14 protein-coding genes and 1 riboswitch are annotated in these 13,359 nt (G+C 67.5%); of the genes, 6 read left to right on the top strand and 8 right to left on the bottom strand.

Annotation, left to right across the window (positions count from 1 at the left end; all coding sequences use genetic code 11):
• Positions 1-34: 34 nt before the first annotated feature.
• Genes AC6H0N_RS02045 through cobT form a run of 3 tightly spaced genes read right to left on the bottom strand, consistent with a single transcriptional unit; the run spans position 35 to position 2,396 of the window.
• The gene (locus AC6H0N_RS02045) at positions 35-586 is read right to left on the bottom strand and encodes a histidine phosphatase family protein (protein ID WP_497572383.1); all 552 of its coding nucleotides are present in this window, start codon (positions 584-586) and stop codon (positions 35-37) included.
• On the bottom strand, positions 571-1,341 hold the full coding sequence (locus tag AC6H0N_RS02040; protein ID WP_497573232.1) for an adenosylcobinamide-GDP ribazoletransferase: 771 nt from the start codon (positions 1,339-1,341) through the stop codon (positions 571-573). Before AC6H0N_RS02040 ends, AC6H0N_RS02045 begins: the two co-directional genes overlap by 16 nt.
• Positions 1,342-1,355: 14 nt before the next feature.
• Positions 1,356-2,396 (bottom strand): nicotinate-nucleotide--dimethylbenzimidazole phosphoribosyltransferase, encoded by a 1,041-nt coding sequence (gene cobT / locus AC6H0N_RS02035; RefSeq protein ID WP_497572382.1) that lies wholly within the window; start codon positions 2,394-2,396, stop codon positions 1,356-1,358.
• 136 nt (positions 2,397-2,532) lie between these two features.
• Here cobT and bluB point away from each other — a divergent pair, with 136 nt between their 5' ends.
• Positions 2,533-3,246 carry a 5,6-dimethylbenzimidazole synthase gene (bluB, locus tag AC6H0N_RS02030; RefSeq protein ID WP_497572381.1) on the top strand — a complete coding sequence of 238 codons (714 nt, stop codon included), beginning with the start codon at positions 2,533-2,535 and terminating at the stop codon, positions 3,244-3,246.
• Positions 3,247-3,249: 3 nt separating this feature from the next.
• Here the strand turns inward: bluB and cobU are convergent, their stop codons facing one another.
• Positions 3,250-3,774 (bottom strand): bifunctional adenosylcobinamide kinase/adenosylcobinamide-phosphate guanylyltransferase, encoded by a 525-nt coding sequence (gene cobU, locus AC6H0N_RS02025; RefSeq protein ID WP_497572380.1) that lies wholly within the window; start codon positions 3,772-3,774, stop codon positions 3,250-3,252.
• A 53-nt stretch (positions 3,775-3,827) separates the two neighbouring features.
• Positions 3,828-4,056: riboswitch (cobalamin riboswitch) on the top strand.
• Between the two features lie 114 nt (positions 4,057-4,170).
• On the opposite strand from cobU, the gene AC6H0N_RS02020 reads away from it, so the two are divergent.
• From AC6H0N_RS02020 to cobO, 4 genes are all read left to right on the top strand, one after another.
• Positions 4,171-6,009, top strand: a complete 1,839-nt coding sequence (locus AC6H0N_RS02020) for a TonB-dependent receptor domain-containing protein (protein WP_497572379.1) — start codon at positions 4,171-4,173, stop codon at positions 6,007-6,009.
• Between the two features lie 111 nt (positions 6,010-6,120).
• Positions 6,121-7,101: a FecCD family ABC transporter permease gene (locus tag AC6H0N_RS02015; RefSeq protein WP_497572378.1), complete on the top strand. Its 981-nt coding sequence runs from the start codon at positions 6,121-6,123 to the stop codon at positions 7,099-7,101.
• Entirely contained in the window at positions 7,101-7,877 is a 777-nt protein-coding gene (locus AC6H0N_RS02010; protein ID WP_497572377.1) for an ABC transporter ATP-binding protein, read from the top strand. The genes AC6H0N_RS02015 and AC6H0N_RS02010 overlap by 1 nt, the downstream gene beginning before the upstream one ends.
• A 28-nt stretch (positions 7,878-7,905) precedes the next feature.
• Positions 7,906-8,514, top strand: coding sequence for a cob(I)yrinic acid a,c-diamide adenosyltransferase (cobO, locus tag AC6H0N_RS02005; protein ID WP_497572376.1), 609 nt, complete (start codon positions 7,906-7,908; stop codon positions 8,512-8,514).
• A gap of 16 nt (positions 8,515-8,530) precedes the next feature.
• On the opposite strand, the gene AC6H0N_RS02000 is transcribed toward cobO, so the two are convergent.
• The 4 genes from AC6H0N_RS02000 to cbiB are packed head-to-tail and all read right to left on the bottom strand — an operon-like array spanning position 8,531 to position 11,694.
• Positions 8,531-8,845, bottom strand: a complete 315-nt coding sequence (locus tag AC6H0N_RS02000; RefSeq protein ID WP_497572375.1) for a hypothetical protein — start codon at positions 8,843-8,845, stop codon at positions 8,531-8,533.
• 52 nt (positions 8,846-8,897) lie between these two features.
• Positions 8,898-9,779, bottom strand: a complete 882-nt coding sequence (locus AC6H0N_RS01995) for a cobalamin-binding protein (RefSeq protein ID WP_497572374.1) — start codon at positions 9,777-9,779, stop codon at positions 8,898-8,900.
• Positions 9,776-10,771, bottom strand: coding sequence for a threonine-phosphate decarboxylase CobD (cobD, locus tag AC6H0N_RS01990; protein WP_497572373.1), 996 nt, complete (start codon positions 10,769-10,771; stop codon positions 9,776-9,778). Before cobD ends, AC6H0N_RS01995 begins: the two co-directional genes overlap by 4 nt.
• Positions 10,768-11,694 (bottom strand): adenosylcobinamide-phosphate synthase CbiB, encoded by a 927-nt coding sequence (cbiB, locus tag AC6H0N_RS01985; protein WP_497572372.1) that lies wholly within the window; start codon positions 11,692-11,694, stop codon positions 10,768-10,770. Before cbiB ends, cobD begins: the two co-directional genes overlap by 4 nt.
• Positions 11,695-11,748: 54 nt before the next feature.
• Here cbiB and AC6H0N_RS01980 point away from each other — a divergent pair, with 54 nt between their 5' ends.
• Complete coding sequence (locus AC6H0N_RS01980) at positions 11,749-13,203, top strand: cobyric acid synthase (protein ID WP_497573231.1); 1,455 nt, start codon at positions 11,749-11,751, stop codon at positions 13,201-13,203.
• Positions 13,204-13,359: the final 156 nt, after the last annotated feature.

Below are 13,359 nucleotides of genomic sequence, written 5' to 3'. Positions count from 1 at the left end.
TCCGGGCCAGTCTAGCACCGTGCGCCGGGAGGTTTCAGCGGTTGAACCACTTCAAGGTGGTGCCCCAGTCGGCGATGTCGATGCGCGTGCTGTGGGCAAAACCGAAATCCAGCGCCAGCCAGCGCTCGCGCGGCAGCCCGAGCAGGTGGCCGGCGATTGCACGAAGGGGGCCGCCGTGGGCAACCACCACCACCGGCACGGCGGGCGCGGAGGACTGCAGATCGGTCAGCCAGGCCAGCGCGCGAGCGGCCATCTCGGCCGACGATTCCCCGCCCGGCGCGCGAAAGCCGAAGGGGTCGTCGACCCAGGCGTCGATGGCCGAACCCAGCGCGTCGTAGCGCTGCAGTTCCCACTCGCCGAAGTGCATTTCGGCCAAACGCGGGTCGATGCGCGGAGTTCCGATGGCCTCGGCCAGCAGGCGTGCGCGCTGCAAGGGGCTGGCGTGCAGCTCGAACTCCGCCGGCAGCAGCGGGGCGAGCCGGGCGGCGGCGATGGCGGCCGATTCGACTAGGCCGACATCGCTCGATCCGTAGCAGGTGCCGGGCGCCACGTCCGGGCGCGGGTGGCGGATCAGATGGAGTTCCATGTCGCCAGAATCGCCAGGTAGCAGGCCAGTTCGGTGAGTTGTTGCGCAGCGCCCAGGCAGTCGCCGGTGTAGCCGCCGAGGCGGCGCTGGAACAGGCGCGCGCAGTACAGCGTGACCAGCGCCACGACCGCCATCGTCAGCAGTGCAGCAGGCAAGCCGAGCAACAGCAAGGGGGCTGCGCCGGTAGCGGCGGCAATCATCAGCTCGCGGCGCGAGAGCTTGCGCGCCAGCGGTTTGGCCTTGGCGAGTTCGTCTTCGCGCACGTATTCGAGCGTGTGGATCAAGCTGGTCGAGGCCAAGCGCGAAAAGGCGTGCGCGACGATCAGCGCGGCGGCCAGCGCCCACGCGCCATGTTCGGCCAGCGCCACCAGCGCCGCGGCCTTGGCGAGCAACATCAGCACCAGCCCGACCGCGCCGTAGGTGCCGATGCGCGAGTCCTTCATGATGGCCAGCACCTGCAGGCGCTCCCAGCCACCGCCGAGGCCGTCGCAGGCATCGGCCCAGCCGTCTTCGTGGAAGGCGCCGGTCAGGCGGATGGTGACTGCGATCGACAGCACCACCGCCACGGTGGTCGGCAGCACCGTCAGCGCCAGCGCGGCGGCGACGGCGCCGGCCGCCCCCACCACCCAGCCGACCAGCGGAAAGTAACGCGCTGCGTGGTTGAGCCGCTCGGGTGACCAAGGCACCCAGGCCGGCACCGGAATGCGCGTGAAGAAGCCGAGCGCGGTGAAGAACAGCTCCAGCTCTTCGCGCAGTCGGGGCGGCAGCGTCATGCGGATTCACGCCCCGAGACGCCGGCCGATTCGAAACTCGCCATGTCGCTGAGAAAGGCGCTGGCAGCCTGCAGCAGCGGGAAAGCCAGCGCCGCGCCGGAGCCTTCACCCAGCCGCATGCCAAGCTGCAGCAGCGGCTCGACGCCAAGGTGGTCAAGCTGCAGCGCGTGGCCGGCCTCGTCGGAGCAGTGCGCGAACACGCAGTATTCGAGCACTTCGGGCACGATGGCCTGTGCGGCGAGCAGCGCGGCGGTGACGATGAAGCCGTCGACGACGATGAGCATGCGTTTCTCGGCCGCGCCAAGCATGGCGCCCGCCATCATGGCGATCTCGAAGCCGCCGTACTGCATCAGCGCGTCATACGGGTTGCTTGGACGGCCACCGCGCGTCAGCGCCTGTTCGAGCAGTGCGCGCTTGCGCAACAACCCGGCGTCGTCGAGTCCCGCGCCGCGGCCGGTGACCTCGGCCAGCGGCAGGCCGGTGAGGCAGTGTGTGAGCAGCGAGGCCGAAGCGGTATTGCCGATACCCATTTCGCCCAGACCCAGCGCATTGCTGCCGGCGGCGGCCGCAGCGTGTGCGAGCTGGCGGCCGCGCTCCAGTGCTTGTTCCAGCGCGTCCGGCTCGATGGCGCGGGTTTCCAGGTAGTTGGCCGTGCCGTGCGCGAGCTTGGCGTCGATCAGGCCTTCGCGCGGCCCGAAGTCGTGCGCCACGCCGGCGTCCACCACCGATAGCTGCAGCCCGGCGAGTCGCGAGAAGACGTTGATGGCCGCGCCTCCGGCGAGGAAGTTCTCGACCATCTGCCAGGTCACGTCCTGCGGATAGGCCGAGATGCCGGCCTTGACGGCGCCGTGGTCGCCGGCGAACACCAGCATGTGCGGGCTGCACAAACTCGGTTCGGTAGTGTTCTGGATCAACCCGAGTTGCAGCGCCAGCGCCTCGATGCGGCCCAGCGCGCCGAGCGGCTTGGTCTTGGCGTCGATGCGCGCCTGCAGGGCGGCGGTGAGGCGTCGGTCGAGCGGCAGGATCTCGAAGGGCATAGTGGTTGCTGTGGGAGTGAAGCGGCGGATGGTAGCACCGGCCGACGCCCGCTCACGATGCCGCGGGCCTTGTCCGCATGCCTGCAGGCAGAGTAAAAGACGTGCTCTTCGAACGGGCTGCGATACAGGCACACTTATGAACGACGACCAGGGCAACAGCCATCGCTTCAACGACGCCGAGCGGCATGGTGTGTATCGCGCCATCTTCGAGCGTCGCGACGTGCGTGCCCAGTTTCGCCCCGACGCGCTGCCCGACGCGGTGCTGGCCCGTCTGTTGCAGGCCGCGCATCACGCGCCGTCGGTGGGTTTCATGCAGCCCTGGGATTTCGTGCTGGTGACGGACCGCGAGGTGCGCGCAAAGGTGAAAGCCTGCTTCGACCGCGAGAACGCTCGCGCGGCGACGCTGCACGAAGGCGAGCGCGGCGTGTTGTACCGCCGCCTCAAGCTCGAAGGCATTCTCGAAACGCCGCTCAACCTGTGCATCACCTGCGATCGCAAACGCGGCGGCACCCATGTGCTCGGCCGCAGCAGCATGCTCGACACCGATCTGTTCAGCACCTGCCTGGCGGTGCAGAACCTGTGGCTCGCAGCGCGCGCCGAGGGCGTCGGCGTGGGTTGGGTCAGCATCATTGATCCGGCCGAGCTGGCGGAGCTGCTGGGACTGCCCGACGGCGTCTATCCGCTGGCCTATCTGTGCCTGGGCTATGTGGACGAGTTCCTCACCGAGCCGGAATTGGCACGTGCCGGCTGGCGCGAGCGGCTGGACCTGCATTCGCTGGTGCATCGCGACCGCTGGGGTGCCGGGCTGGCGCAGGACGATCCGCTGCGGCCGGCGCTGGATGCGCTGTGAAACTCAGCCCTTGAGCGCGAGCGGCAGCCCCGCCGCAACAAACGTCACCTTGTCGCAACGCTGCGCCACGGCCTGATTGAGCCAGCCGGCTTCGTCGCGAAAGCGCCGGCCGAGGGGTGTTTCGGGCACCAGGCCAAGGCCGGTTTCGTTGGCGACCAGCAGCACCGTTCCGGGCAGCGTCGGCACCAAGGTCAGCAGCGCGTCGCGTTCGCGAGTCAGCACCGGTTCGCGCGCTGCCGTGCCGTCACCGAGCAGGTTGGCCAGCCACAACGTCAGGCAGTCGACGATCACCACGCGCCCTGCGGCGGCTTCGCGTCGCAGCGCATCGGCCAGCGCCAGCGGCGCTTCCACGGTGCGCCAATCAGCGGGCCGATCAGCCTGGTGACGGCGGATGCGCTCCGCCATTTCCTCGTCCAGCGCCTCGGCCGTGACGATGACGCAGACCGGCCCGCCGTGCGCGCGGGCGAGCTGTTCGGCGTGGCGGCTCTTGCCCGAACGGGCGCCGCCGAGAATCAGGTGGGAACTCATGCAAGCTCAAGTGGTCGCGGGCGTTTCAGGCTATCATGCGCGCTCGCCCCACGAGGGGCGAACGTGTTTCAGGTGCCTGACAGCGGTTCACGCTCGAAGGGTAAACGGGAAACAGGTGAGCGACGGAAACCTCCGCGCGATGCCTGTGCTGCCCCCGCAACGGTAAGTGGAAGCAAGGCGCATCAAAAGCCACTGGACGAGAGTCCGGGAAGGCGATGCGTCGGACGATGCAGTGTCGTCCAGCCCATGAGCCCGGATACCGGCCTGCCACACATCGGCGAAGTTCCGCGGGGTGGCGGCGCGACCTGTTTGACCTGGTTTCTCACTCCCTGGATCTTCGAATTTGTTCTGGTTCGGCCGCGCGGGGACGCACGGCTGGCCGTCAGGGAGTTGTCCATGCAGTTCAAGATCAAGCTCGCCGCGCTCGCGGTGGCATCTGTATTTCCGTTCAACGTTTCTGCCCAGAGCGAGGATTCCGCGCTGGAGCCGATCATTGTCACGGCAACCCGTCAGGCGCAGTCGGCTGACGAGGTTCTGGCTTCGGTCGACGTCATTGATCGTGCAGAGATTGAGCGCGCCGGGCAATCCACTCTGGTGCAGATGCTGGCCGCCCGACCCGGTGTGCAGGTGACGTCCAATGGTGGCCGCGGCGCATCTTCTTCGGTCTTCATACGGGGCGCCAGTTCAGGTCACACCCTGTTGCTCATTGATGGCGTGCGCGTAGGCTCGGCAACGGCCGGTGCGCCCACCTTGGAGATGATCCCGCTGGCGCTGATCGAGCGCGTCGAGATACTGCGCGGGCCGGCCAGTGCGCTGTACGGCGCGGATGCCATCGGTGGCGTGATTCACATCATCACGCGCCGAGGCAACACCGAAGGTGTGACGCCGCGCCTGCGTATCGGTGCAGGCAGCCAAGACAGCTATTCCGCGAGCGCGGGCGTGTCCGGGGCAGCCGGACGTTTGCGTTACAACTTTGATGTCGGTCATGACCGCACCCGCGGTTTCGATTCCATGCCGGACGCCAACGGTGGGACGGACAGCGATCGTGACGGCTTCCGCAACGACTATGCAAACGGTTCGCTTACCCTGGGTTTTCGAGAGCGGGACGAGGTTGGTCTGTCGTTCTTCCATTCTGACGGGCGGAATCAGTTCGACGATGGGCAGTCCTACGATTCCCGCATCGACAAGCGGGTTGAGTCGGTCGGTGTGCACATGCGCAATCAGCTCACCGCCGATTGGATTAGCACCCTGCGTCTGAGTCAAAGCAAGGATCTGTCGCACACAAGGTCTTCGGCGTCGAGTTACTACGAGTACGACACGCGCCAGCGTCAGGTGAGCTGGCAGAACGACGTGGTCTTCGCCGGCGGCATGCTGATGGCTGCGATCGAGAGGCTGAAGCAGGACATCACCAGCACCGGTAGCTATGACCTTACCAGCCGTACGCTGGATTCCTTCCAGTTGGGCTGGGGTGGGCAGTTTGGCCAACATGACGTGCAATTCAACGCACGCCGGGACCGCAGCAGTCAGTTCGGCGGTGAAACCACGGGGTCGGCAGCCTGGGGGTATCGCCTCACTCCTGAATGGCGAGTGCGCGCCAGCGTCGGTACGGCTTTCCGGGTGCCGACCTTCAATGACCTGTACTTTCCGCTGGAGTGCTTTCCGCCTTTTGGCTGCTTCGGTGGGAACCCCGATCTGCAACCAGAAAAGGCCGTTAACCGCGAGGTCGGTGTAACGTACGAGCGTGGTGTGACAAGCGTCAGTGCGACCTATTTCAACAACCGCGTAAGCAATCTCATCGTCTGGGGTAACACTCCGGACAACGTCGGCAAGGCCAAGCTGGAAGGGTTGGAACTGGGCTTGTCCACGGTCGTGGCGGGGTTCAATCTGCGGGTCAGTTACGATTACCTCAATGCACGCGATCTTGATGTCGGCGACCGTCTGGCCCGCCGTGCTCGCCATTCTGGGTCGCTGGCAGTTGATCGTAATATCGGCGACTGGCTGTACGGCGTTGAATGGCGCGCGCAAGGCCCTCGCTACGATGCCGTGCCGAATACTTCGGCCAATCGACTCGGTGGTTATGGCGTGACGAACCTGTATGCGCACTACGCCCTGACGCCTGACTGGAAGCTCGAAATGCGGGTGAACAACGTGTTCGACAAGAGTTATCAGACGAGCCGAGGCTTTGCCACCGAAGGTCTGAGTGCATTTGTCGCGGTGCGCTACGCTCCGCGTTAATTCGAGGCTCATGACCACGTGCGGCTCACCCGAGATATTGCAACGACACCCGCTCGGGTGTCGCCGCGCCTTGCTTTGTCGTTCTGAGCCTGAGCAGGCGGTGCGCGTCTGATGTCGGGGCGCGTCCGTCTGCTGATCATTCTCGCCGCGCTCGCGCTGTCCGGCGTGGGCGCGTTGCTGTGGGCGCTCACCGCGGGTGAGTTCGCCGTCTCTCCTTTAGCGGCCCTGGCGGCCTTGTTCGGCTCGGCTGGCGGCATCGAATCCGACGTCGTGCGTCATCTGCGCCTGCCGCGTGCCGTTGCCGTGTTCGCCTGCGGTGGCCTGCTGGCGCTGGCCGGCGCGCTGATGCAGGTGCTGCTGCGCAATCCGCTGGCGGATCCCTACATTCTCGGCATCTCGGGCGGTGCGGCCGTCGGCGCGCTGTTCGCGATGATGATCGGGCTGGCGCCGTGGATGGTCGACGGCGCAGCCTTTGCCGGTGCGCTGGGCGCCATGTTGCTGGTGTTCGGGCTGGCGCACGGCGATGGCTCGTGGACGCAGACGCGCCTGCTGCTCACCGGTGTGGTCGTGGCCGCCGGCTGCGGTGCGCTGGTGTCGCTGATGCTCTCGCTGGCCACCGACAGCCGCGTGTATTCCATGCTGTTCTGGCTGATGGGTGACGCCAGCGGGGCAACGCAACCCTGGCCGGCGCTGGTGGTGCTGGGCCTGGCGCTGGTGGTGCTGGCGCCGTTCGCGCGCGACCTCAACGTACTCTCCCGCGGCGAAGATGGCGCACGCGCGTTGGGCGTGGATGTGCGCATGCTGCGCTACCTGCTGTATGCGCTGGCGTCCATGCTCACTGCCGTTTCGGTGACGCTGATCGGTTCGGTCGGCTTTGTCGGTCTGATCGTGCCGCACCTGGTGCGGCTCGTCATCGGCAACGACCAGCGCGTGCTGTTGCCAGCTGCCGCGCTGGCGGGCGGCACCTTGCTGACCATTGCCGACACCGCCGCGCGTACCGTGCTCTCGCCCATCCAGTTGCCGGTGGGCGTGCTCACCGCTCTGATCGGCGTGCCGCTGTTCCTGTTTCTGCTTTCGCGGCGGATGCGCTGATGGTCGCCGACGAGATCCTGCTCGACATCGATCAACTCGCGCTACGCATGGGTGAGCGCTGGTTGTGCTGCGCCTTCAGCCAGCAGCTGCGCGCTGGCGAGGTGCTGGTGCTGCTCGGCCCCAATGGCGCCGGCAAGACCACGCTGCTGCGCACGCTCGCCGGCCTCATGCCGCCCGCGGCGGGCAAGCTGTCGATTGCCGGTCGCGCCGTGGCCGACTGGCCGCCGCGCGAACTGGCGCGTCTGCGTGGCTACCTGCCGCAGCAGCAGCCGGATCTGTTTCCGTCCAGCGTGCTCGAAACCGTGCTGGTCGGCCGCCACCCGCATCTGGGGCGCTGGGGTTGGGAGGGCGAGCAGGATGTCGCGGTCGCCGAGGCCGCGCTGCGCGAGACCGGCATGCTGGATTTCGCCGCGCGCGACGTGCAGACCCTGTCCGGCGGCGAGCGCCAGCGCGTGGCCATCGCCGCGCTGCTGGCGCAGGCGCCGCGCCTGATGCTGCTCGACGAACCCACCAACCATCTCGACCTGCACCACCAGATCAGCACCCTCGAACTGCTGCGTGACCGCGCTGCGCAAGGCTGCGCGGTGGTCACCGTGCTGCACGACATCAACCTCGCCGCACGACTGGCCGACCACGTCGTGCTGTTCGATGGCCGCGGTCAGGTGCTGGCCGGCGCGCGCGACGAGGTCCTGCGCCCGGACGTGCTGGAGCAGGCTTTCTCGCAGCCCATGGACTGCATCGAACACGCCGGCCGGCGCATTTTCGTGCCGCGCTGACCCCGTTTCTTGTTTTACCGGAGTACCTATGACCGACGAAACCGCCCGCAACCAACGCCACGCCGAGCGCATGAAGCGCAAGAAGCAAGTCATCGACGCCAGCATCGCCAAAGCCACCGAGGAGCGCGGCCTGCTGCTGGTGAATACCGGCAACGGCAAGGGCAAATCCAGCGCCGCCTTCGGCGTGCTGGCGCGCGCGTTGGGCCACGGCATGCGCGCAGGCGTGGTGCAGTTCGTGAAAGGGCGCTCCGACACCGGCGAGGAAGCCTTCTTCCGCCAGCAACCCGGCGTCGAATGGCACGTCATGGGCGAAGGCTTCACCTGGGACACGCAGGATCGCGAGCGCGACATCGCCAAGGCCCAGGAGGGCTGGGCGCAGGCCCGCGCGCTGCTCGACAACCCCGACATCGGACTGATCGTGCTCGACGAACTCAACATCGCGCTGAAGTACGGCTATCTGGACGTCGCCACCGTGCTCACCGATCTGCAATCGCGCCCGGAAATGCAGCACGTCATCGTCACCGGGCGTGGTGCGCCGGACGAGTTGATCGAAGCGGCCGACACGGTGACCGAAATGGGCATGGTCAAGCACGCCTACAAGGCTGGTGTGCAGGCGATGCCGGGGGTGGAGTTCTGAAAGGTCAGGCTGGCCGCTAGCGCATTGGGATGCTGCGTTCGCTCAACACGATCTTGTTTCCATTGGCGTCGAAACGCACAAATTCCTGGCGGCCATTGCGGCACCGTGCGTAGATCGTGTTCAGGACGCCGCCGGATTCGGCGATGCATTCCTGCTTCGAGCGAGGTTCGATCGTGATCCATTGCGGCTGCAGCGAGCTGAAGCCCTGCGCGACCCCTGCGCTCACGCCCGCGCTGAATTCACCAATGGCTTTGCCGGCCTGATGCGTCGCTGATTGGGCGACCACGGAGCTAGACAGGGTTGCGGCAAGCGCGAAAAGAATGATCTTCATGCCAGTAGCTTAACCGCAGCCGGCGTTTCCCCTGTGCCGAGAATGCACGCCGTCAGAAACTTTTCCGCACTTGATCCAACTGCCCGCACAACTGCTCCGCCCCGTCCAGAATCCGCGGGCTATGCCGCTGGATCAGATCCGGCGGGATGTGGAACAGATGCCCGTTGCGCACGGCGGCCAGGTCACTCCAGCGCCGCCAGTCATCCAGCCATTCCGGCCGTGAGGCGTCCATGCCGCTGGCGACGATGGCCTGCGGGTTGGCGGCCAGCACGCTTTCCATGCCGATGCGTGGCGTGAGCACGGGCAGCGCGGCGAAGACGTTTTCGCCGCCGCACAGGCGGACAGCGGCCGAGATCAGGTGCTCGCCGTTTACGGTCATCAGCGGTGCGTGCCAGACCTGATAGAACACGCGTACGGGCGGCTGGCTTGCGTACTTTGCTTCGAGGGCTGCGCGGCGCTTGCGAAAGGACGCTGCGGCGGCGTCAGCGGTGGCCGATGTGCCGGCGAGCTGGCCGATGCGTTGCAGGCTGCGGGCGATGTCGTCGAGCGAATGCGGGTCGTTGACGAATACGGCAATGCCCAGCGCCTGCAGCCGGTCGCGTTCGGCCGGGCGGTTGCCTTCGCCCCAGCCGATGACCAGATCCGGGCGCAGCGCGAGCACCGCCTCGACATCCACCTTGTGATAGCCGCCCACCCGCGGCAGCGCCTTAGCGGCCTCGGGGTAGTCGCTGTACGACACCGCGCCGACCACGTACTCGCCCGCTCCGGCGGCATAGAGCAGTTCGGTGACGTGCGGCGCGAGGCTGACGATGCGTCGCGCTGGTTCGGACAGCCGTACTTCGCGGCCGAGGTCGTCGGTGACGGAGATGGCGTCGGCCTGCGCCAAGGCGGGCAGCAGGGCGATCACCAGCGTGGTGAGCAGTCGGCGGATCATCGTGAAATTCCGGTCAGGGCGTGGTCGAGTGCGGTAGCCAGTCGCGCCAGTTCAGCTGCGTTGGCGGGCAGACCGAAGCGCAATGCGGCGGGTTCGGCGAAGCGTCGCACGAGTACGCCCTGCGTAGCCAGGCGCTCGGCCAGCAGTTCGGCGTGCGGCGTGAGTACGCGCTGGAAAAGAGCTGTGCCGTGCGGGGCGAGGCCGTGGGCGCGCAGCACGGCGGCAAGCTCGGCTGACTCCTGCAAGAGGCGCGCCCGTGTCGCGCCTTGCCAGGCGTGGTCTGCGAGCGCCGCGCGCAGTGCGTGGCGGGCGGGGCCGCTGACGGCCCACGGGCCGAGGTGTTGGGCCAGCGCAGCGCGCAGTTCGGCGGGCGCAAAAACGAAGCCGCCACGTGCCCCGGCCAGCCCGAAGAACTTGCCGGGCGAGCGCAGCACGATCAGCCCCGGCGCGCCGGCCTGCGGCACGAGCGAATTCTCCGGTGTGTCGTCGATGAAGGCTTCGTCCACGATCAGCCAGCCGCTGCGTGCGGCGAGTCGCTGATGCCAGTCGATCAGCCGGGCGGGGGCAAAGCGTGTGCCGCAAGGGTTGTTGGGGTTCGACAGTACGACGATGTCGCTGTCGGCGACGGCCGCCTCCAACTCATGCGGCGCGCACGCTTGCGGATTGTGCGTGCCCCACGCCCACGCGTGTTCGCCGTAGCCGGGGCTGAGCAGGCTCACGCGCGAACCGGAGAGCACGGCGGGCAGGGCCTGGATGGCGGCCTGCGTGCCGGCTACCGGCAGCAGCGCTGCGCTGCCGTAATAGCGGGCGGCGGCGGCTTCGAGTCCGTCGTCGTCTTCCGGCAGGCGCTGCCACACTTCGGGCGGGATCGGCGGCACCGGGTAGGCCTGCGGATTGATGCCGGTCGACAGGTCCAGCCAGTCGCTCAAGGCGATGCCGTAGCGCTGTGCCGCTTCGCGCAGACGGCCGCCGTGTTCAGGGTGTGTGTTCATCTTGCGGCCAGCGCAAGCAGGTTGATGGCCAGCACGACCAGCAGCCACAGCCACACGCCCTTGCGTAGCAGCTTCACCGCAAGGCGGATGCTGCTGCCATCGGGAGCCCGCCCGCAGCCGAGCGCGGGGCGCGCTTCAATCTGCCCGTGGTAAGGTGCCGGGCCGCCAAGTTGCACCCCCAGCGAGCCCGCGCCCGCGGCCATTACCGGGCCGGCGTTCGGGCTGCTCCACTGCGGCGCCTGCGTGCGCCAGCAGGTGAATGCGTCGCGCGTGCGACCGAGCAGTGCGTAGGTCAGCGCCGTGAGCCGGGCCGGAATCCAGCCGAGCACGTCATCAATGCGCGCGGCGACGCGACCGAAGCGCAGGTAGCGCGGCGTGCGATAGCCCCACATGGCGTCCAGCGTGTTGGCCAGCCGCGCGAGCAGGGCACCGGCACTGCCGGCAATGCAGAACCAGAACAGCGTCGAGAAGACGGCGTCGTGGCCGTTTTCGAGCACCGATTCGGTGGCGGCGCGGGCCACGCCTGCGGTATCCAGCGCGGCTGCGTCACGGCTGACGATGCGGGCGACCTGTTCGCGCGCGGCATCCAGCTCGCCGGCTGCCAGCGGCGCGGCCACGGCCTCGGCGTGTTCGCTCAGGCTGCGGGCGCCAAGGGCGAACCACAGCAGGGCGATGTCGATCGGCCAGTGCGCCCACTCGGTCAGTCCGCGCAGCCACAGCGCGAGCGTGACCCACGGCAGCACGGCGAGACACCAGGCCACGAGGCCGGCGAAAATGCCGTCGCCGAGCCGGCGGCGCGCGAACGATTCGATGGCGCCGGCCCAGCGGCCGAAAGCCACGAGCGGATGCAGGCGGTTGGGCGGCTCGCCGGCAAGGCGGTCGAGCAGCAGGCCGAGAGCGAGTTTGAGGGCGAGTTCGGGCATGGCAGGCGGCGAACATAGCACGCAGTGCTGCGTAAGGAACGAGGAGTGAAGTACATGCAGGCCTTGATGGTGCAGGGAACGACGTCGGATGCGGGCAAGACCACGTTGGTGGCAGGGCTGGCGCGTGTGCTGGCGCGGCGCGGTGTGCACGTGGCGCCATTCAAGCCGCAGAACATGGCGCTCAATTCGGCGGTGACGGTGGATGGCGGCGAGATCGGTCGGGCGCAGGCGCTGCAGGCGCTGGCCGCGCGCGTCGAAGCACGCATCGATTTCAACCCGATCCTGCTCAAGCCCTCGAGTGACACCGGCGCGCAGGTGATCGTGCACGGCCGCGCCGTGGCGCAGCTTGATGCGCGGGCCTACCACGACTACAAGCGCATCGCGATGGCGGCGGTGATGGAGTCGTGGCAGCGCCTGAGCGACGAGTTCGACTATGTGTTGATCGAGGGTGCCGGCAGCCCGGCCGAGATCAATCTGCGCGAGCGCGACATCGCCAATATGGGCTTTGCCGAAGCGGCCGACGTGCCGGTGGTGCTGGTGGCTGACATCGACCGCGGCGGCGTGTTTGCGCATCTGGTCGGCACGCTGGAATTGCTGTCGGAGAGCGAGCAGGCGCGCGTGAAGGGCTTCGTCATCAACCGCTTTCGCGGCGACATCGGCCTGCTGCAGTCAGGGCTGGATTGGCTGGAGGAGCGCGCCGGCAAACCCGTGTTCGGCGTGCTGCCCTACCTGCACGGGCTGTTTCTGGACGCCGAGGATGCACTGTCGGCTGGTGTGGCCGACAAGAGCGAAGCCTTGCTGAAGGTGGCTGTGCCGGTCTTCCCGCGCATCTCCAACCACACCGATCTCGACGCGCTGCGCCTGCATCCGCAGGTGGATTTTCATTGGGTCGGGCCGGGGCAGGACATCCCCGCGGCCGACCTGATCGTGCTGCCCGGCTCGAAGAACGTGCGCGCCGATCTGGCGTGGCTTCGCGAGCAGGGTTTGGACACGGCGATCCTGCGTCATCTGCGCTACGGCGGGCGGGTGGTCGGCTTGTGCGGTGGCTTCCAGATGCTGGGCCGCAGTGTTGCCGATCCCCTCGGGCTGGAGGGGGCGGCGGGCGCCAGCGACGGCCTTGGTTTGCTGAATCTCGATACGGTGTTGGAAGCCGAGAAGCAGCTCACGAATGTCGAAGCCACCTGGCTGGGCGCCGAGGCGCCGGTGCGCGGCTACGAAATCCACATGGGCGTGAGTCGCGGCGCGGCGCTGGAGCGGCCTTTGCTGTGCATGGCCGATGGGCGATTTGAAGGCGCCTGCTCGGCCGATGGGCAAATTCTGGGCAGCTATGTGCATGGGCTGTTCGATACGCCGGAGGCGCTGGCAGCGTTGCTGGCGTGGGCTGGGGTGCGGGATGCGGTGAGGGTGGATCTGGCTGCGCGTCGGGAGGCGGATATTGAAAGGCTGGCGGATGCGGTGGAGGAGCATTGCGACGTGGAGGGGATGTTGGGACGTTGCGGGGCGAGTTGAAGTGTCTGGGTGTGCCGTAAACCCATCCCCACCCCAGCCCTCCCCTTGAAGGGGAGGGAGCGGACGGAGCTTCGATAACCGCTTGGGCCGATTATGGCTGAGCACCACCCGCGATACGCGTATGGTTTGCTCCTCCCCCTTCAAGGGGGAGGCTGG

This window comes from Pseudazoarcus sp. NS34 (assembly GCF_059703725.1).
This window is presented reverse-complemented; position numbering and strand designations above follow the sequence as displayed.